Annotated in this window: 11 protein-coding genes and 1 tRNA gene; 3 read left to right on the top strand and 9 right to left on the bottom strand. The window is 41.5% G+C overall.

What is annotated here, in order from left to right; translation table 11 throughout:
- From ACQ93I_RS11930 to ACQ93I_RS11890, 9 genes are all read right to left on the bottom strand, one after another.
- Positions 1-2,004, bottom strand: a complete 2,004-nt coding sequence (locus tag ACQ93I_RS11930) for a glycoside hydrolase family 97 protein (protein WP_431698738.1) — start codon at positions 2,002-2,004, stop codon at positions 1-3.
- A 223-nt stretch (positions 2,005-2,227) separates the two neighbouring features.
- On the bottom strand, positions 2,228-4,627 hold the full coding sequence (locus tag ACQ93I_RS11925; protein WP_431698737.1) for an alpha-xylosidase: 2,400 nt from the start codon (positions 4,625-4,627) through the stop codon (positions 2,228-2,230).
- A 33-nt stretch (positions 4,628-4,660) separates the two neighbouring features.
- Positions 4,661-7,129 (bottom strand): beta-galactosidase GalB, encoded by a 2,469-nt coding sequence (gene galB, locus ACQ93I_RS11920; protein WP_431698736.1) that lies wholly within the window; start codon positions 7,127-7,129, stop codon positions 4,661-4,663.
- A 208-nt stretch (positions 7,130-7,337) separates the two neighbouring features.
- On the bottom strand, positions 7,338-8,771 hold the full coding sequence (locus ACQ93I_RS11915) for a hypothetical protein (protein ID WP_431698735.1): 1,434 nt from the start codon (positions 8,769-8,771) through the stop codon (positions 7,338-7,340).
- Between the two features lie 17 nt (positions 8,772-8,788).
- Entirely contained in the window at positions 8,789-10,375 is a 1,587-nt protein-coding gene (locus tag ACQ93I_RS11910) for a RagB/SusD family nutrient uptake outer membrane protein (RefSeq protein WP_431698734.1), read from the bottom strand.
- A gap of 11 nt (positions 10,376-10,386) precedes the next feature.
- Complete coding sequence (locus tag ACQ93I_RS11905) at positions 10,387-13,503, bottom strand: SusC/RagA family TonB-linked outer membrane protein (protein WP_431698733.1); 3,117 nt, start codon at positions 13,501-13,503, stop codon at positions 10,387-10,389.
- On the bottom strand, positions 13,466-13,705 hold the full coding sequence (locus ACQ93I_RS11900) for a hypothetical protein (RefSeq protein WP_431698732.1): 240 nt from the start codon (positions 13,703-13,705) through the stop codon (positions 13,466-13,468). Before ACQ93I_RS11900 ends, ACQ93I_RS11905 begins: the two co-directional genes overlap by 38 nt.
- 426 nt (positions 13,706-14,131) lie before the next feature.
- A complete protein-coding gene (locus ACQ93I_RS11895) occupies positions 14,132-18,208 on the bottom strand; it encodes a hybrid sensor histidine kinase/response regulator transcription factor (protein WP_431698731.1) in 4,077 nt (1,358 codons plus the stop codon).
- A gap of 408 nt (positions 18,209-18,616) precedes the next feature.
- Positions 18,617-18,688: transfer RNA gene (locus tag ACQ93I_RS11890), tRNA-Arg, on the bottom strand.
- A gap of 121 nt (positions 18,689-18,809) precedes the next feature.
- Between ACQ93I_RS11890 and ACQ93I_RS11885 the strand changes: the two genes are divergently transcribed.
- From ACQ93I_RS11885 to ACQ93I_RS11875, 3 genes are all read left to right on the top strand, one after another.
- On the top strand, positions 18,810-19,796 hold the full coding sequence (locus ACQ93I_RS11885) for a DUF1028 domain-containing protein (RefSeq protein WP_431698730.1): 987 nt from the start codon (positions 18,810-18,812) through the stop codon (positions 19,794-19,796).
- A gap of 7 nt (positions 19,797-19,803) precedes the next feature.
- Complete coding sequence (locus ACQ93I_RS11880) at positions 19,804-20,172, top strand: hypothetical protein (RefSeq protein WP_431698729.1); 369 nt, start codon at positions 19,804-19,806, stop codon at positions 20,170-20,172.
- A 195-nt stretch (positions 20,173-20,367) separates the two neighbouring features.
- The coding region (locus ACQ93I_RS11875; RefSeq protein WP_431698728.1) for an HD domain-containing protein at positions 20,368-20,886 on the top strand (519 nt) is incomplete at its 3' end.

The following is a 20,886-nucleotide window of genomic DNA, read 5'->3' as shown; positions in this document are numbered from 1 at the left end:
CTAGAGCTTTCTAAACCTAATTGCAGCTCCCCCACTCTCTCCTAATTCGAGAGTAAGTTTGTCTTTAGAAGTCACTTTCTTAGTAGAAATCTCAACTTTTGTAGGATTATTTTTCATGCCGGTTCCTTCAGCATCTGCATAGATCTCTGCTTCGTAGGTTGCATCAGCATCAAGAAAGTCGAGAGCTATTTCAAGATCCCGTGCTTCTTCATTGCTAAGACTTCCGAGGTACCAGTCGTCACTATCAATATCTTTACGAACAATGGTAATATATTCACCTATTGAACCATTGAGAACTTCAGTATCCTGCCAGTTCACAGGAACATCCTTTAGAAACTTAAATTCAGGTTTACCCACGTAATTTTCAGGCAGGTCGGCCAACATTTGCACAGGTGAAAAAACCACTACCAATAGTGCCAGTTGTTTTGCGGAAGTTGAATGTACTCTTCTTCCGGGGTAACCCTGTTTATTCTCTACATCAAGAATTCCGGCAGTAAAATCCATTGGTCCTGCAAGGAAGCGGGTAAATGGCAAAATTGCAGTATGACTTGGCGGATTTCCTTCACTCCAGGCATTATACTCGATACCACGGCCACCTTCACGGGCCATCATGTTTGGGTAGGTACGGCGTTCCCCTGTATCTTTAATTGGCTCGTGGAAATAAACTGTAAGATTATATTCCGCTGCTTTTTTAAGGATGTACCTGAAATAATTCACCCCATACTGCCCATGATGCCATTCTTTCATATTAAGCATAGAGCCTACATGTCCAATCTTTACGCTGCGCACTCCCACTTTATTGTAAAGGGCAAAAGCACTGTCCACCTGCTTTAGGTAATTATCGATATTTGAACCGGTCTCATGATAACCTACGAGACGTACTCCGTTCTTTGCACCATATTCTGTCACTGACTCAAGATCGAAATCATCTGTGGATTTTGTGAAATTAAACTGGTGCATATGATTTTCATACCACTGCGGAGTCCAGCCTTTATTCCAGCCTTCAATAAGCAGGTTGTCAATTCCCAGCTGCCTGGCATAATCAATATGCTCTTTGGCATTTTTAGTAGATGCGCCATGGTCTGGACCTTCCCAAAAAGTGTATTTTCCAATATGCATTCCCCACCAGATCCCGATATATTTATATGGTTCAATCCAGCTTGAATCCTCAATTTTATTAGGTTCATTTAGGTTTAGAATCAGATAAGAAGTAATAAGATCTTTAGGCTCTTTAGCTATTTGCAATGTTCTCCATGGTGTGGTGAATGAACCTGTGGTACGTACTTTTACGCCGTCTGACCATGGAACAAGGTCGGCCTTTAGTTCTGTACCCGATGTTGGGAAAAGGGTCATGCTGGCAAAATCCGTAAGGTTTGCTTCATGGAAACTTAAGGCAAGCCCGCTGTCACTCTCAATAGTAAGCGGAGTATGTACTGTATCAAGAGTACTTACCGGGGAAGCTTCATAAAGGTTTTCATAACGTTGCTCATGGTAAGCAGGAATCCACCAGGTTTTACCATCGTCCTTTAGATTAAAGGTGGTAAGCTCATCCATAATAAAGATGCTGTCCTTAATTCCCTGCTCCGGAAAAATATATCTGAAGGCGATCCCATCATCAAAAGCGCGGAATTGCACCTGAAGTTTTCTTTGCTTTCCGGATTTCTCTTGAAGGTTTACCAACAACTCATTATAGTGGTTCCTGATCTCTGCCTTTTCTCCCCAAACCTGTTCCCAGGTTTCATCTTTTGAAGTCTCTTCCACTCCGGTTATCTCAAAATTGTTTCCAAGAGTGTCGTTATCTTTAAGGACAAAACCCATTTCTGAAGGAGTGATTATTTCGGTCTCACCCCGGCTCACTGAGTATCTTGGGCTGTTATTGGTAAGCTCAAACTTTATTTTGTTCTGCCCGTCGGGCGAACTTAGCTCGTGTACCTGCGCAGTTTCCTGATCACAGGAAAAAATCGAAAGGAACAATGCGGGGACTAATATTAATCTACTGATCATTTTATGTTGCTTAAATGTTTTTCAATTGACTGAATAGCTTCTTTAACTTGTAATAGTCGGCCTAGCTGTCAGTTCTTTATTATTTTTTTATCTTAAATTTCTGTTTCTATTTTCTGCTATAGTTGCGGCTATTAGTCTTTGGTTCGGAATTATAAAACTCAGCCGCCTCCAATTAACTGATTAACCAATCACTAATAACCATTAACATTTAACCTTTAATTCTTTATTTCTTCCATTCAGTTTTAAAAGAGGTCTGGCCTTTTAGCGGATCCTCCGAAACTTCAAAGGAATTTCCCTTTTTTGAAACCCTGATAGTTTCAGCTTTCTCTCCTTCCGGCAGATATACTTTTCCGGATGCAGAACTGACATTGTCGCTTGCAAAAACCTTCAGCTGTATATTCTTCCAGTCCATATCCTGGGTTGACTGTGCCAGTTTTACGTGCGGGATCACTGCACCGTCCTTTATCAGAGCGATGATTGGAATATCACCAGCCTTTATTGTATGCCAGCCGCTGTCGTAAACTTTTCCTGATTGGTAGTCAATCCATTTTCCGGGAGGTAGGTATACTTCCCGCTGAGTAGTTGCTTCAAAAAGCGGCGCCACCAGCATATCAGATCCAAACAGATATTGATCATCAATTAACCAGGATCCGGGATCATTGGGGAATTCCACAAAAAGCGCACGCATCATTGGCAGCCCTTGTTCTGAACTCTCTTTTGCCTGAGCATAGATGTAAGGCATTAATTCATACCTCATATTGTCTGCTTTTCTGAAGGCCTTTAAAAAGCTTTCGTTGTAAAGCCAGGGCTCTGTAGGTGGTTCCCCGTGGCTTCTCACGTGCGAAGACAGCATTCCGAAAGGAGTCCATCTTCTATAGAGATCTTCGGGGGCGGCAGTCACAAAGCCGCCGACATCATGACTCCAGAAGCTGAATCCGCTGAGGCCTAAGGAAAGTCCGCCGCGAAGGGTGGCCGACATTGCGGTATTGGTTGTAGCGGCATCACCACCCCAATGAAGCGGGTAACGCTGGCTACCGGCCCAGGTACTTCTGGCCCAGATAAGAGAATATCCTTTTTCTTTTTTAGTGAGTTCGGCAACGGCTTTATTGTATCGCAACGGGTACAGGTTGTGTTCGTAGAAGCCAGTGCGACCAGAATGATACAATCCTGTTGCGGGTACAGCTTCTCCAAAATCTACTTTAAACACACCCACTCCCTGATCGAATAAATGCTTCAGTTTACCCTGGTACCAATCAACTGTTTCAGGATTTGAGAAATCGAGCACTGCATCTTCATAAGGAATATTGCCTTTCCTGTCTTTTACCGCAAGCTCCTTTTCTACAATCTCGTCAAAAAGGGTATTTTGAGGTGTAAAATATGGAAGTTGCCAAAGTGAAACATGGAAGCCATCTTCTTTCATGTCTTTCATCATGTCTACAGGATCTTCAAAACGATCGGCTGCAAACTCATAGTTGTTTCTCCAGTCTACATCAAACCAGCCGGTATCAAAATGGATCACGTCACTTGGAATTTTATACTTCCGAAGATTTGAAGCAATCTCGCGGCCTTCCTTTTCAGAAAAATAGGTGATACGGCTCATCCAGAAACCAAAGGACCACAGCGGTGGCATTTCTGCTTTACCGGTGAGGTTGGTATATTCATCAAGAATATTTTTAGGTTCGCCAAGGAAGAAGAAAAGATCGGCAACATCATCGCCCAGCATCATGTTATTGGCTGCATTGAAATATTTTCCGAAGTCAACCGTAATGGGAGAAGAGGTGTGCATGAAAACACCGTACCCCCGACTGCTCATGTAGAACGGAATGGGCTTGTACATAGTTTCATTCTGAACCCCGTTGGCATCATCAACCCACAGCACCACTTTTTGGCCCCGCTTGTTAAACTGGGTAAAAGACTCGCCAAGACCGAAGATCTTTTCTCCCGGCTCAAGACTGAAGGCAGCCGCCATACTTCTTGAATAGTCGCTGTTTCTACGTACATAAGAGAAAGGCAGCACAGGTGTGTAAGTGTTTTCTACATCTGTGAGATGTAAAGTACTGGTGAGCAATTTCCCGGTTTCATCATACAATTTTACGTGCCACGGCTTAGTGAGAATCTCTACTCTCCCGTACTGGTTGGAATAGCTATGACCTCCTTCGATCTTAGAATACTTCCAAAGTTCGGGATGGTTTGGTGCAACCCCATCAATAAGCATAAGGGACTCTTTTTGCTTATGGAATTGTGGTCCCGAAGCCATTTTTATACGCACAGTCCTGTCCGACACAAATTGAACTTCAAAAGGTAATTCGGGAGAAATTTCATATTCGGTTGCAGGGAACTCATTAGCTTCAACAGGAACAGGCTTCATAAGCATGTTGTTAAAAGCCTGCCGGGTCTGGTAATCGTGCCGCAGATATTTTACGGTGCCTTTTCCGGTTTTGGGATCAAAATCTACCAGCTCATCTGCAAAATAAAAGGTGTTATTATAGTCGACGAAGTCTTTACTAACGTCTACCGGAGCGTTGAGAATGTCAACTTCCTGAATTTGTGCTTTAGCACCAAAACTTCCAAAAAGTACCAGAAGTAAGGAAAGTCCCAACTTATTTAACCAGCCGTTCTTCATTTTTATAGTTTTATGGTTTAGGGGATTCATTTTCTATTCTAAATTTATGGTGGTGGTAGCTTTTTGAAGACCATTTGCAGTGGCAGTCACTTCTACCGGCCCGGCTTCTTTTCCGGCCCGGATGATCACCAGAACTTTTCCGCTTAAAGCTGAATGGGAGCTACCCTTAAAAGATTCGTGACTCGTAGGGTCGCCGCTGGCAACTCCGGCTATCTCTGCATTGCCTGTCACTTCAAAATGAATAACATTATTAGCCCGGGGTGCTATAGTTCCGTCTTCATCTGTGATATTTACAGTAATAAATGACAGGTCCTGTCCATCTGCTTTAATTGTTTGCCTGTCGGGCTGCATTTTTAACATTGCAGGTTCTCCGGCGGTTTTTACTTCTCTCTCAAGAACTACCTGTCCGTCCTTTCTGGAAACAGCCTTCAAAATGCCCTTTTTGAAAGGAAAGCGCCACATCACGTGCAGGTCATCTCCCTGCTTTTTCTTAGTGCCCATAGATTCTCCGTTCAGGAATAGCTCAACCTCGTCGGCATTATTATAATAGGCCCAAACATCTACAGTCTGTCCTTCCTCCCAGTTCCAATGCGGCAAAAGATGCAGGACAGGTTCATTGGTCCATTCACTTTTGTACATGTAATAAGAATCCTTCGGAAATCCTGCGAGATCAACTATTCCGAAGTAAGAACTTCTTGAGGGCCAGCCGTATGGTGTTGGCTCCCCAAGATAATCAAAACCTGTCCAGATGTAAAATCCTGAAAGGAAATCGTGTTTTTTGATGATCTTCCAGGTAGTTTCATGAGTAGAGCCCCATGGCGTTCTCACCTGGTCAAATGCTGAAACAGTATTGTCTGCATTACCACCGTCAAAAGGCAGGTCCCAGCGCACCGGCCAGATCTTTGTAGTATCTGAAGGAAATTCATAATATCCTCTTGTAGCCAGCGCCGAAGTAGTTTCGGTGGCTATAAAAGGCGTATTGGGGAAGTTCACCTGATGTTTTGGGTAAGTTTGATGGGCATAATTGTACCCGATAAGATCTAAAGCTCCCGATCCTGCAAGAGCATTGGGCTGCTGCGGCTCATCAAACTGTAAGGTCACGTCGTCTTCATTGGTGTGCACTGGCGGATTCATTCCGGCGGTGACAGGGCGGGTAGGATCAACTTCTTTGGTGATTCTCGCCAGCTCCCTTCCTATTTCGGCACCTCGCTCACTCCACTGCTCTGGGACCTCATTGCCAATACTCCATATAAAAATACTTGGGTGATTGCGGTCGCGAAGGAGCATATCTTTCATATCCCGCTCGTGCCATTCATCCCAAAAATTGCTGTAATCGTTTTCTGTTTTGGCTCTTTCCCACATGTCAAAAGATTCGGCCATCACAATAAAACCCATTTTATCTGTTAGTTCCAGAAGTTCGGGAGCCGGTGGGTTATGAGCAGTTCTAATTCCGTTGACGCCCATTTCCTTCATGATCTCCAGTTGTCGTTCAATGGCTCTTTTGTTTACGGCGGCACCTAATGGTCCAAGATCATGATGATTGTTTACACCTTTGATCTTCACCTGTTCACCATTCAGAATAAAACCTTTTTCAAGATCGAATTTAAAATCCCTGATCCCAAATTGCGTGGTGTATTGATCAATGACCTCTCCTTCAACCTTAATTCTTGTTACTGCGGAATAGAGCTGCGGATCTTCTGTGGACCATAACTGAGGTTGTGAAACCGTAATTTGCTGAGTTACTTCTGAAGTATCCTGCGCCTGAATCTCAAATTCTGCAGTAACTGAAGCAACCTCCTGATCTTTGTAATACAAAGAGGTCTCTAAAATGCCATTTTTGACACCGCTGTATTTGTTGGCAAGCCTTACCTCAACCTGAACCAAAGCACTGTCTCTGGATACTTTTGGAGTAGTAACAAATGTTCCCCATTGAGGTACATGTAACTTATCTGTTTGTTCCAGCCATACATTTCTATAAATCCCAGAACCTGAATACCAGCGGGAATTTGGTTGATCTGCATTGTTGACCTTTACCAGAATTTCATTTTGCTCATCCCCGTAATTGAGGTACGGAGTAAGATCATATTGAAACCCGATGTAACCGTTGGGCCTGTTGCCCAAATAACTTCCGTTGATCCAGATTTCACTGTCCTGGTAAACGCCATCAAAAGTTACTGCAGTTAGTTTGGTACTGTCTTTTGCTGCAAGGGTAAAACTTTTTTTGTACCAGCCAAGGCCGCCGGGAAGTGCCCCGCCGCCAACTCCTGCAGGGTGTTCAGGGCTAAAATCTCCTTCAATACTCCAGTCGTGCGGCACATTGAGGGTTCTCCATTGAGCTTCAGAAGAAGCCATTTTTGAAGAGTCGCCAAGAAAGAACTGCCAGTCTTCATTGAAGGAAATTTTTCTTTCTACCTGCCGGGCTTCAGAAGAAGAGTTTTCACAGGAATAAAGAAAGCTGAAAAATAAAATTAGTGCAGGAAAAATATACCTTTTTTGAAGCATGAGAATTCAGTTAAAAAAGCCTTTTTAATTACCAGGCCAGGGGTTAATAAGTTGAAACAAAAGGAAAGAAGCTTCAAATAGTTAAACCTCTTTCCTTTTAATTTCAGCAACTCAAACAACAAATTTGTTGTACCTAATTGTTAGTACATTAGGATTTCATCAATGGTAGCGGCAGGTTTGGTTGTTAGGTTTTCCTCCCGTTACCCTTTTAATCGTTATTACCTAAAACGTAATGGAATGACAACCACTCATCCTTACCTTCGTCATAGCTTGTTCCAAACCAGATTCCCTTTGTGGCGAAATCATCGTAGGCTTTGACCACTTTTAAGGTACTGGTAGTAGGACTCAAGGAATTTCCAATACCAAGGAGACTCATTCCATCTTTAAGAATGACTTCATTGGTTTCTTCATTTATGGTGAAGGTTCCGGAAGTTTCTACTCCATTCTGGTATTTGGTGTACGTTTGCCCGCCCCATTGATCAAACCTGATCCAGGAGTTTTTGGCCATTGCATCCCAATCTGCATTCCATCCCCAATCCCTGGTGCTGTCGGCATTTTCTGTCCAGCCAATTCCTCCAGCTATCCAGTCAATTGGATTTCCGGTAGCATCAAGTTCCCAAATCCTTCCGGAGGAAGGTCCACCGGTTAGCATTTGTAGTAATTCTCCCGGCGCGAATTCAGGATCAAATCCTTCATCTATTGTGGGTTCTTCTACAACAGGTACGTAGTTGTCTTTGTATTCTTTAGAAACGAAGTTATACACCAACATTGCAGCACCTTCATTGTTACAACCGTCGGGCCTCAAAACCCCAAGTTGCATGGCATTTTCTGTGAGGGAGAAAATCCTTATATCTCCAAAATCAATAGCACAGGCATCCACTCCTTCATTATGAAGAATTCCCGCATCGTTAAGAGACAACGTATGTGCATCTTTATCAAGATAAAAAGTTCCGGATTGTGCTCCCAGCGCAGCCAACATTTTATGGTCTACGGTGACGTAAGGTCCACCTTTAAGGCTGAAGGTCATAGAACCGTAGTCTCCTGCGGGCATTAGCCACTGGTTGCCAGGCCAGTCTGGTTGCCAGGTCCAGCAATCACCTCCTTTTTCATAACAACCTGTAGCTCCGCCATCCCACTCGTCGCCGCCTTCAAGCCAGCCATTATTTGTCCCATAGAAATACAGAGGTCCATTAAAGAAAGTAGATTCTCCGTTTTCATCAAGGTCAAGGTACCAGGTTTTAGATTCTCCATTTCCACCGGTAAGTTTTGTCCACAACGGATCATTCACATAACTTAAATTATCCTCGGTGACCGATATTGTCACCGGCTCCATATCCACAACTCCGCCGGGAGTGATTACATTGAGATCAATAACATATTCCCCCTTGAAGGCATAGCGAATAGTATCCACAACCCGTGAAGATCTTCCCGTACCGTAATTCCATACCGGGGTTGCCCCGGGAGTATCAAACCTAAGGATGACGGTATTTCCTCCCGGATCTATGTCATATTCCTGAATTACTTCAAAATTGATCTGTGAGGGGGCTAATTTATTTCCAAGGCTGTAATCCTCCGGCTGGCATGCTGTAAAGATCAGCATAGACACCAACAGGAAACCTAGCATTGCTTTATATTTTTTCATAATTTTTTCTTTTAATTTTACCATCCTGGGTTCTGAACAAGTACACCATCTGATAGTGTAATTTGATTATTCGGGATTTGCTGAAGACCTTCGGTAGTTTGAATATTAGAAGCTGATATAGTTTTTTGTGCTTCAACTCCGCCATTGAGCAGGGTAGTACTCACCGCTATTTCCTGAGCTGCTTCACTTACACCTCGTCTAAGCAGATCCCAATACCTTAAACCTTCCAGAGCAAATTCCAGTCTTCTTTCTTCCTGAAGACGTTCTGTTGTGAGCGCTAAAGGAGTGAAATCATCCTGATAGGCCCGCTGGCGTACCTCATCAAAATAAGCCTGAGCATTAGGGCTGCCTAATTCGGCCGCCATTAGTAATACATCGGCATATCGAATTGCAAAATAGTCCTGGAACTGCCCAATCATAAAGTTAGTTCCTCCCAACTCTACGGCAAGGCTACTACCATCTTCTGTCGCCATAGGCGCATATTTTTTACTGTAGTATCCTGTGTATTCCCGTTGACCCTTAACATTATCAAAAGGTATCTCTTCTTCCTCAATGGCTATTATAGATGCGTTTTGTCTTGTATCAGTTTCATCATAGGCATCATATAAGTCTTCTGTTACTGTTACTCCCCAGCCATTAGCATAAGGATAACTTGTAAACTCCCGCATTCCAAGCATTACCATCCAGTGGTTTCCATCTGTATTCCCATCATAGTCACTGGTGAATGTAAACTTCACGCCAAATACAATCTCCTGGTTATTTTCACCTGCGAAATCTTCAAGGGAGGCTGCCGGCCATAGGTTTGCATAATTAGGAACGAGGGCATGGCCACTATTAGCAATCACATCTTCGAGGTGCGCAAGGGCATCTGACTGACTTACCAGGCCTACAAGATCTGATTCACCATAATACCCTGTGTAATACAAATAAACCCGGGCCAGCATAGATTTGGCAGCCCATTTGGTAATTCTACCTGCCTGTACAGTATTATAAGCAACTGCAGGAAGGTTCTCTGCCGCAAAAAGTAAATCTTCTGCAACTACAGCATATACTTCTTCTGGAGTCGCCGGGGGAATATTATCTGAGCTAGGCTCGGTTAATAATGGAATATTGCCCCATAGTTGAACCATTTGAAAATAGAGATAACCTCTTATAAATCTGGTTTCAGATTCGATTTGATTCCTCCTGGACATGTCTTCACTCCAGTCAATCTGATCTAACTTGATTAGAAGGGTATTTGCTCTAAATATGGCTCTGTAGTAAGCAATCCATTGTGGTTCATAAAGGTTGGCATCTGTTGGAGAACGATTGACATCAAACTCGTCTACAGCCTGGTATGTAAAGCTATCGGCATTTCCGGTACCTCCATAGGCATTATCAGAGAGAATCATACTTGCCAGTGGATAGCTTAAACCATCTACACCAACCACCGCCTGCATACCATCATATACTCCTACTAATGCAGCTTCGGCATCTTTGGGAGTTTTATAGAAGTTTTCATCTGTTATTTCTGTGATGAGTTCGGCATCAAGAAAATCTTTTGTGCAGGAGGTTGTCGCCAACATTCCTAACATCAATAAGAAAGTGATTTTAAATCTTTTCATGCTGTTTTTTATTAAAATGTTACGTTTAATCCTACCAATAATGTTCGAGGTCTTGGGTAGTACCCAAGGTCAACTCCCGATGAAAAGTTAAAGGTGCCATTAGAGATACCGTATCCAACTTCGGGATCCATTCCGTTATATTCGGTAAAAGTATACAGGTTCAAAGCCGAGAAATAAACACGTAGTTTATCTACTTTAAATGCATCTGTAATATTAGTAAGGTCATATCCCAGCGTTACATTGCTGATCCTTAAGAAGTCTCCATCCTGTACATAAAGGTCAGAAAATCTTGAATAGTTCCTATTGTCAAGTGTAACTCTTGGAGTGCTGTTGGTTGAACCCGGACCTGTCCAGCGCTCAAAAACAGCGGTTGTATAATTGGCAAACTGACTGGCCTGATTACGGTAAGATTGCACGATTTGATTTCCTGCAACTCCATTTGCAAGAAGTGTGAAGTCTAAGCCTTTGTACTCAAAGTTTACATTGAAGCCATACGTAAGATCGGGATTGGGATCTCCAATGTTTGTCTTATCACTGTCATTGATTAAACCATCACCGTTCTGATCTACAAAAATGACGTCTCCAGGACTTGCAGCGGGTTGAATAAGTTTACCATTGGCTCTGTAATTGTTCACTTCTTCTTCTGTCTGGAAAATTCCTGCAGTCTCAAGTCCCCAAAAATATCCAAGAGGATACCCACTTTGGGCACGATAGAACTCGGGAGCGTTATCAAATAATTGATTTGTTTCACCGTGAATTATGCCATCATTTGAAGGGATATTCCCAACTTCATTCTGGTTATAGGATCCATTAACCCCAACATTAAAATTGAAGTCTCCAATGTGATTGTTATAAGAAAGGGCGAGTTCAACACCTGAGTTGGTTACGTCACCTCCATTGATAAAAGGCGCACCCGCACCCGAAGTGGCACTATTGGGAGCCAAAATAAGCCAGTCTTTACTTGTCTTCTCATATATATCCAGAGTAACGCTAAGAGTGCTCTGGAATAATCTGGCATCAATACCAAAGTTTACCTCTTCTGATGTTTCCCACTGTAGATTTGGGTTTGGTAATCTACTGGGATAAGCTCCAGGGGTAAGTACTCCTTCTTCATTTCCGAAATTGTAATTTGTATTGGCAAAGGTTATAGGAGCCAGATACTGAAAGGCCGATGAATTTTGGTTACCTACCTGCCCCCAGCTTGCACGAAGTTTTAGGTAGTTGACCACATTGGAGTCAATAAGAAAATCTTCGGCTGAAGCGACCCATCCTACGGAAACTGAAGGGAAATATCCCCACCTGTTTCCTTCAGCAAAATTTGAGGAACCATCGGCTCTAAAAGTAGTATTTAAGAGATACTTATCCTGATAGTTATAATTAAATCTTCCGAAGTAAGACATTCTCATATTCTCAGGGTTTGGCCCACCATTTTGTTCTATTTGGCTACCATCTGTATTGAGTGCATTGTCCAGCCACGCATGTTCAAGATCATTAAAATTTAAATCTACATTACTGGCATTAATGTACGTTCCCTGAAACTTATATGCCGAGGTTCCCCCCATCACTTCAAAAAGGTGATCATCATTTATGTCAAAATTGTACGTGATAAGATTGTCCCACAATAGAGAATATCCCTTACTTTGGTTTTGGTAAACCCTGTCTCTGTCTCTAAAGGCATAACTGGAGAGTTGATAGATGGGCAAATAAGAATGCCCTTCAGAAGCGTAATAATCCAATCCTAAACTGGTCCTGAATTTGAGGTTGTCAAGTAGCTGCATTTCGGCATAAACATTACCTAACAGCTTCTGAGTATTGTTCTCATTTTGGTTATTGTACACCATAGAGGCGTAAGGGTTATTGTAGCCCGTTAACCATTCCTCATCATCATTGGAAGTATCATAAAAGTTTCCAGCTTCATCAAACATAGGAAGTAAGGGAGGAGTACCAAAGGCACCACGTAAGGTGTTATTGAATTGATTTCCTACCCCAACACCATTACTGTTGATGTATGCAAAAGTGAAATTCTCACCAAAAGTGAGGAATCCATCGTATAACTCATGTTCAGAATTGAACCTGAAGTTCACTCGCTCATAATTTGAAAAATCTTCACCTCCAACAATTCCCTCTTCCTGAGTATAGGCAAGAGAAGAAGAGAAAGTAGAAGTCTCACTACCTCCAGTAAAACCAAGGATATAATTTTGAGTGACGGCATCATCGACAAACATTTCATCAATCCAGTCTACACCTTCGCCAAGTTCAGCGATTTGTTCGGGACTGAATATTGCTGATCTCCCTGAATTTAAAGCTGCTTCATTGGTGATGATCGCATATTCATGTGAGTTTAGCATGTCTATTTTATTGGACACATTCTGAACCCCGTAGTAAGAGTCAAAAGTGATCCTTGAAGTATTCTTTCTACCCCCACGAGTAGTAACCAGTACTACCCCATTTGAAGCTTGTGAACCATATATAGCCGCCGATGCTGCATCTTTAAGAATAGAGATGGATTCAATATCGGCATTATTAAGATATGAAATATCGCCTGTTAAAACTCCGTCTACTACATAAAGAGGGTTATTACCACCTGTAGATCCTAATCCTCTAATATTCACGTTCAAACCAGATCCCGGCTGGCCTGAAGTTGAAGTAATCTGGACCCCGGGAGTTTGCCCCTGCATTGCCTGTAAGGCACTGGTCGTGCTCCTTTTTTGAAGGTCATCTCCATCTACCTGTACACTGGCGCCGGTTACCAAAGCTTTTCTCTGAGTACCGTAACCAATGAGCACGATCTCATCAAGCTCTGAAGTAGCTATCTCCAATACCACATCGATTTGATTAAGATTATTTACAGGAATTTCCTGAGTAATAAACCCCACATAGCTAAAGACCAGAGCTGCATTTGGATCAATATCGATTTCATAATTACCATCAAAATCGGTCGTAGTTCCCGTTGTAGTTCCCTGTACCATGACATTGACCCCTGGTATTGGCAAACCGTCTGAACCAGATACTACCGTACCAGTAACGGTGTTCTGTTGTGCCCAAACCGGAGAAACTGAAAGGATCCCGATGAGGAAGGCCAGGCAGCTTCTAAATAATCCCAATTTGGTGAAAGTATTTTTCTTCATTGTGCATAAGATTTAATAAAGCAGTTAATAGTTTTAAAATTTTTGATTTGGTTGGTTTGGTTGATTTTTCATTCAACGTAAACGATTTCGCTTTATCTATTAAAGTAGCTGCAATGTCCTCAATAAGCTCGTTGAACAATAGTATAAAATCATCATATGATAGGACTTTTTGTTCACGACGCACCACCTCAGCCCCTGTCACCACTGCAGTTTTAAAAATGTCTTATTTTACTTACAGTTAGCGATAAGGGAAAAAGTAAAATCTATTAGACTGGAAAATTCAGCTTTAAATAAATTTTCAGAAACAGAATTAATTCTCTGGAAAACACTGAAAAAATTCATCTGGACGTAAACATACTCTTCCCGGTGGAGACAAAAATTCTGAAGAATTAAGCAAATAAATTTACCAGGAACATCTGATGGAAGGATTTGATCTTTCTAAAAAGGTATTTTGATAGCCTATCTTCTAGAATTTTGAGATAAATCTTGAAATAAGGAGAGCTGTAGGATCAAGAAAGGAGACAACTCATTTAGGTGTAGAATTAGAACCCTTTGCCTGAAGAATTATAGCTTCATAACAAAACAAGCATAGAAAGGAGGCAATCACTAGTATTATAAGTATTATCAGCTAGTCACATGATAATTTTGTCCTCACTTCAGACGGTAACATGTTATACTTTTTCTTGTAATTCTTTGTAAAGTATTTTGGGTTGTTGTATCCTACTTCAAAAGCTATCTCCGAAATTGTCAATTCACTTTTAATAAGAAGCTCCCTTCCCCTGTCGAGCCTAATGTCTCGTATTAATTCTTTGGGAGATTTCTCCAGCCTTGTTACCATCTTATTGTAAAGGAAGGTTCTGCTCACCCCCATGTCAGCCGCCAATTTTTCTACCGAGTAATTTGTATTGCTCAAATTTTTATCAATAACCTTAAGAGCTTTGCGCATAAACGCATCATCTTCGGGTTCAATATCAACTTTTTTTGTTTCAACCTCTATTTTTTTACGGTAAGTCTGCTGCAGTGACTTTCTTTGAGAAATGAGGTTCTGAATACGGGAATAAAGGACTTCAAAATTAAAAGGCTTAACTATGTAGTCGCTCACACCCGTTTTTAGCCCACTCAGAATACTTTCTTCATCACCGTGGGCGGTTAATAGGACAAAAGGAATATGTCGGGTTCTGGCATCATTACGGATTTTTGCACATAATTCAGCACCATCCATTAAAGGCATAGACCAGTCAGAAATGATGACATCTGGCTGAACTGAAAGTGCTTTCTTCCATCCATCCTGCCCATTAGTAGCCGTAAACACTTTAAATGATCTATTAAAACTCTTGGTTAAATATGTTAGAAGGCTTTGATCATCTTCTATAATTAATAAGGTGGGAATATCGTTAGTCTCCCCGCCTAACACCTCTTTCCCTGATGTTTTATCGAGAAAATTTTCAGAAGAAGTTCCACCCACTTCTGCAATTTCAGGAATCTCGATCTTTTGAAGAGGAATACTAAGAGAGAATACAGAACCTTTTCCCGGTTCACTTTCTACCTCAATAGTTCCTTTGTGCAATTCAATAAGCTCTTTTACCAACGAAAGACCAATTCCACTACCTGACCTGTTGTTATTTTCGGGCTGAATAACTTTGTAAAACCTATCAAAGATCTTTGCCTGGTCCTCACTCGAAATTCCTATTCCCGTATCGGCAATACTAATTTGCAGAAGCTTTTTATGAGTGGCAGAAGAAGTGTCTACAATTCTAGAATTTACGGTAATCGTTCCATTTTCAGGTGTAAATTTAAAGGCATTTGATAACAAATTGAAAAGGATCTTATCGAGTTTGTCAATATCAAAGGAAGTAACAAATTCCTTTGTTTCTGTATGGAAAATTAGGTTGATATTCTTGTTTTCAGAAAGTATTTTAAAAGAATCCACTGTTTGTTCAACAAATTCAATTATGTTCCCTTTGGAGGTGGATAGCAATGGCGTTTCCTGTATTTTGGGCAAGTCGAGGATCTCGTTGATAAGACCATACAGGCGTCTTGCATTACGGTTGATGGTTTCCAGTTGCTCCTTAGCTTCCAGATTAATTTCACGTGCTTTAAGTCTTTCAATGGGAGCAAGAATTAGCGAGAGTGGAGTTTTGAACTCATGGCTTATATTCGTAAAGAACCTGATTTTCATTAGATCCATTTCGTGAAGATGAGCTGCTTCTCTCTTTTCCTGTTCAAACAGGAAGTTTCGACGCTGTCGCTTTATAATATTTCTCCTGGAAAAATATAAAAGGAAGATCACCAGTAAAAGATAAAGAACATAAGCATACGGAGTTTTGTAAAAAGGAGGTAAAACACTCAACATAAGTGTAGCACCCTCAGAGTTCCAAACATGATCGTTATTGGAAGCCTGCACCTGAAATTCATAAGTTCCCGGATCCAGGTTTGTATATGTGACGCGACGATCATTGCTACCTACTTCCTGCCAGTCCTGATCAAAACCTACAAGCCTGTACCTGTATCTGTTTTTAGAAGGTTGCATAAAATCCAAGGCTGCAAATTCCATGGAAAATAAATTTTCATCGTGGTGAAGCCTTATCTCTGAAGTTTGGTGAATTGGCTTCGACAGGAGTACTCTATCATTGACCTTCTGTAATGGGCTAATTTTTTTACTAAAGAGCGCGAAAGAAGTAAAAACTACATGAGGCGGCTTCTCGTTAAAGTTAAAGGTCTTAGGATTAAACGTATTAAATCCATTGAGACCACCTGCAAAGAGAGTCCCGTTTCGGGACTTGAAAAGAGAATTTTCATTAAACAATTTTCCCTGAAGCCCATCTTCATCATCATATTTCTGAAAATCGGGAACTATTCTTCCGGTGGATTCTTCAATCTTACTTTTTCTAAATTGTACCAGCCCATAAGCAGTGGCTAACCAAAGGTCTTTTTGATCATCTTCATTTATAGCTACCACTTTTTTTCCCGGGAGACCATCCAGGGTTGTGTAATGATAGAATGTTTCGGCATTAGGATTAAAAAGATCGAGCCCTTCCTGAGTTCCTATCCAGATATTATCATCACTGTCCTTAAATATAGCAAGGATCTGGTCGCTGCTCAAGGTGCCGCTATCCTTTGGGTTATTCTGAAAGTGCTTCGATTCTCCAGTTAATGGGTTTATTACATCAATACCATTAACACCTCCCAGCCAAATATTCCCTTCTGCATCTTCTGTAATTGCAGAAATATAATTACAATGAACTTCATATTCTCCCCCTTCCTCACTTGAGTTTATAAATTCTTCTGTATCAGGATTAAATACATCAACCCCACCTTCGAGTGTCCCCACCCATATATTCCCCTTAGAGTCTTCAAATAATTCCCAGATACTATTTCCGCCAACTCCTCCTGTTTCATTCTCTTTTCGATTATAATGTTTAAACTCTCTGCCGTTAAATTTATTAAGTCCACCAAGAAAGGTTCCCGCCCATAGATCACCACGGGAGTCGACAAGAAGACTTACTATAACATTGCTGGAGATACTTGAAGGTACTTTGGGATTGTGAAGGTACTGTGTATATTTCCAGGTTTTTAGATCTAAAGAGATAAGACCACCACCATTTGTTCCCATCCAGATATTTCCCTGTTCATCTTCTGCAAATACGTTAACATCATTAAAGGGAAGGCTGCCAGCATCTGAAATTAAATTTTGATGATGATCAAACCTCATAATATTCTTGTTGTAGTAATCAACACCATTTTTATAAGTACCCGCCCATATAATTCCGGCCGGGTCAGCATAAAGAGAAGTAAGGCTATTATGGGATAAACTATTCTCAATTTCAGGATTTGAAAGAATATAATCAAAGCTGAAATCTTCTTTGTTTACAACGGTAATACCACCATGATCTGTACCTATCCAAATATTCCCATCCTGGTCTTTTACCACATCTGTGATTAAGTTACTATTGAGGCTGATTGGAGTTGTATTTTTACTAAAATTCCTGATAAGGTCCTTCTCTGCATTGTAATAAAAGATTCCAAAATCTTTATAAAGATGAATCCATAGGTCATCTTCATTATCAACAACTATGCGGTAATCATGAATATCCCCACCAAAGGTGTTATACAACTCGTTATTGGTATAGGTGATTTTATTTATTTTTCCATCTAACCTCTCAAAAATGCCATTTGTGTGAATAACCCAGTAATTACCACTTGAATCTTCAGAGAACCAGGATATGTTGTTTGTACTTAAGGAACCTTTTTCTCCGGAAGAAGTTAGCCTTAACACTTTTCCGGTTTTAGGCGAATACTTACTTATACCTTCCCCCTCCTGGATGATCCAGAAATTTCCATGAGAATCCCGACTAATTTCTTTTACCTCTTTCTGCGGAAGTCCCATCTTTTTAAGAAGATAAAACTGACTTGCTGAAAATTTTTCGGTCCTGGGATCAAAAATACTCATCCCAAGTGCGTTTTGGATCCAGAGATTACCAAACGGACCTTCAAAAATTTTGCGGTAATCTTTAGATTGGAGCAATAATGGATCTGCCGGATCGGGATTAAAGATCTCTATACTGTAACCGTCAAACCTGTTTAAGCCTGAAGAAGTTCCAATCCAAAGAAATCCTATACTATCCCTGTAAAAGCAATTAATGGAGCCGGTAGATAAACCATCTGCGATACCCAGGTGAGAAAACCTGTATTGATCTTGAGGCATCTTCTTTTCCTCAAACGATTGAGCATAAAGGTTTGAAGAGAGAATAAAAAAAATCAAGCCAATAAATCTCATAATCAAAGGATACAGGAGTCGGAATTAATACGAATAGTCACAAACCCAATGCACACCAGATTTCTCATGTATTACCAGGCAAACATACTTTTCTGATCATCAACCCCTTATTCATCAACATACTCTATAAATAAAGAGCATGAAATATAAGGCTATAAGTTCTATTATGAAAACTTTAACACGCAATTCCAGAGTGGCCAAAATCGTAGGAGGCAATGTTCACCATTTAAGAGAAATTCTCGACCCTTCTCTTATATTTACATCGATACTCAAACAAAAAAAATCCCATTAATCATAAGATTAACAGGATTTTGATTTCCTTTAAAATGTTAAAAGTAGCCTCGCCAAGAATCGAACTTGGATCTAAAGTTTAGGAAACTTCTATTCTATCCATTGAACTACGAGGCCATGCGGGCGCAAATTTAAAAACTTCCTTTCAGTTTTAAGCCCGAAATAGAGATTTTTTGAGGCTGAAGCTCATAAAACCTCCTAAAGGAATATTTATTACTTTTAAAAAAATATTTTGACCATGAAGAGCCTTTCTTTTCTTGCCATTTTTTGCTGCACCACACTCTTTTCCCAATCGGGAAATCCCGGGATCATGAAAGATGCCTTTGCACATACCTATTCTATTGTGGCAAGAGATGCAGTGACAGGCGAGATGGCCGTGGGAGTTCAAAGCCATTGGTTTTCTGTGGGTTCTATCATTTCCTGGGGAAAATCGGGAGTGGGCGTTGTAGCCACACAGTCATTCGTAAACCCTGCTTATGGCCCACAGGGGTTAGAACTTATGCAACAGGGAAAAAATCCTTCCGAAGCATTGGGGATTTTGCTGGCGCAAGATGAAGGAAAAGAATACCGACAGGTGGCCTTTTTGGATACTTCAGGAAATACTGCCGCCCACACCGGCGAAAATTGTGTAGAAGCTGCAGATCATATTAGCGGTGAGAATTATTCGGTACAGGCTAACATGATGCTCAATGCCACTATAGTACCCGCTATGCAAAAGGCTTTTCTTGAAAATGCCAAATTACCACTGGCCGAAAGGGTGCTAAAAGTACTACAGGCTGCCGAAGCTGCCGGCGGTGACCTTCGCGGAAGCCAATCGGCCGCAATCATTGTTGTTGGTCCCGAAGAAGTGGAAAATCCATGGGAAGAAAAAAAGATCGACCTGCGTGTAGACGATCATCAGCAGCCACTGGTAGAGCTGGAACGCCTGCTCAAAGTTGCCCGGGCTTATGAATTTATGAACCGCGGAGACCTGGCTATGGAAGAAAATAATGTTAACAAAGCACTTGAAGAATACGGCAATGCCATGAAGCTTTTCCCAGACAACCTCGAAATGCAATACTGGACGGCTGTAGCCCTTGCCAACAGCGGAAGAATGGACGAAGCAAAGCCCATTTTTGAAGCTATTTTTAAAGAAGATGAAAACTGGAAGGAAATGACCCGCAGGTTACCCTCGGCCGGCCTTCTAAACATACCACAACAACAACTGCTAAACCTGATAAAATAAGATGAAAATGAAAAATTTAAAACTCAGCTACCTTACGATGGTACTCGGACTGGTTTTAATGTCTTCCTGTAAAGATGAAAAGACTGCGACCGAATCTACTCCACAACAAACTGCCGAAACCAGTACGCAGGCAGCTAATAGTGAAGAAGTAAAGGTGAATCCGGCACATGGACTTCCAGGCCACAGGTGCGATCTTCCGGTGGGAGCGCCATTAACGGCGAATTCCGCAGGCACTACCAGCCCTGCTGCTTCAACCCCGGCACCTTCTACATCAGTTTCGCCGATAAGGGTAGACCAGACGCCACAGGTAAATCCGGCGCACGGGGAACCGGGCCATGACTGTACCATTCCGGTTGGAGCACCGCTGCAAAAATAGTTTCCTAAAATGCCATTTTTGACACCCGTAAAAAGTTTGTCAAAAATGGCATTTCTGAATCTGCTTCAGTATTAAGTCACTTCATTTTCAGAAAAAAGAAAATATGAATTTTTCTGTTTGATGAACTTGAAATATGACTGAAGCTGAATTGTTCCCAGTTTACTTCGGAAAAATTCTTATTTTCAGAAGAAAAAAATGGAAGAGGAAGCTTTGGCATTCGCAACTAAAGCTCACGGAGAGCAGCAACGGAAATATTCAGAAGAAGCTTATATAGAACACCCGAAGCGGGTGGCAAAAATCGTAAGAAGCGTACCCCATTCCGCAGAAATGATTTGCGCGGCATATCTTCATGATGTCGTGGAAGATACTCCTGTAAAAATCGAAGAAATAAGAGAGAAATTCGGTCAAAAAGTAGCCAATCTGGTTGCAGAACTAACCGATGAATACCTGAAGGTAAATTACCCTCACCTCAACCGCAGGACCCGTAAAGACAGGGAAGTGCAACGCCAGGCCAACATAAGCAAAGAGGCAAAAACCATTAAATTAGCCGATGTTATTGACAATACTCCCGATATTGTGAAAAATGACCCGGGTTTTGGCCGCAAATACCTTTGGGAAATGGAAAAACTAACGCAGGTACTCATTGGCGGTAATCCTATTCTTTTTGAAAAGGCCAGAAAAGAGGTGGCTGAAGGGAAAAAGGCTTTAGGCCTT

The sequence above is a fragment of the Salinimicrobium sp. WS361 genome (assembly GCF_050750585.1).
GTDB lineage: Bacteria > Bacteroidota > Bacteroidia > Flavobacteriales > Flavobacteriaceae > Salinimicrobium.
This window is presented reverse-complemented; position numbering and strand designations above follow the sequence as displayed.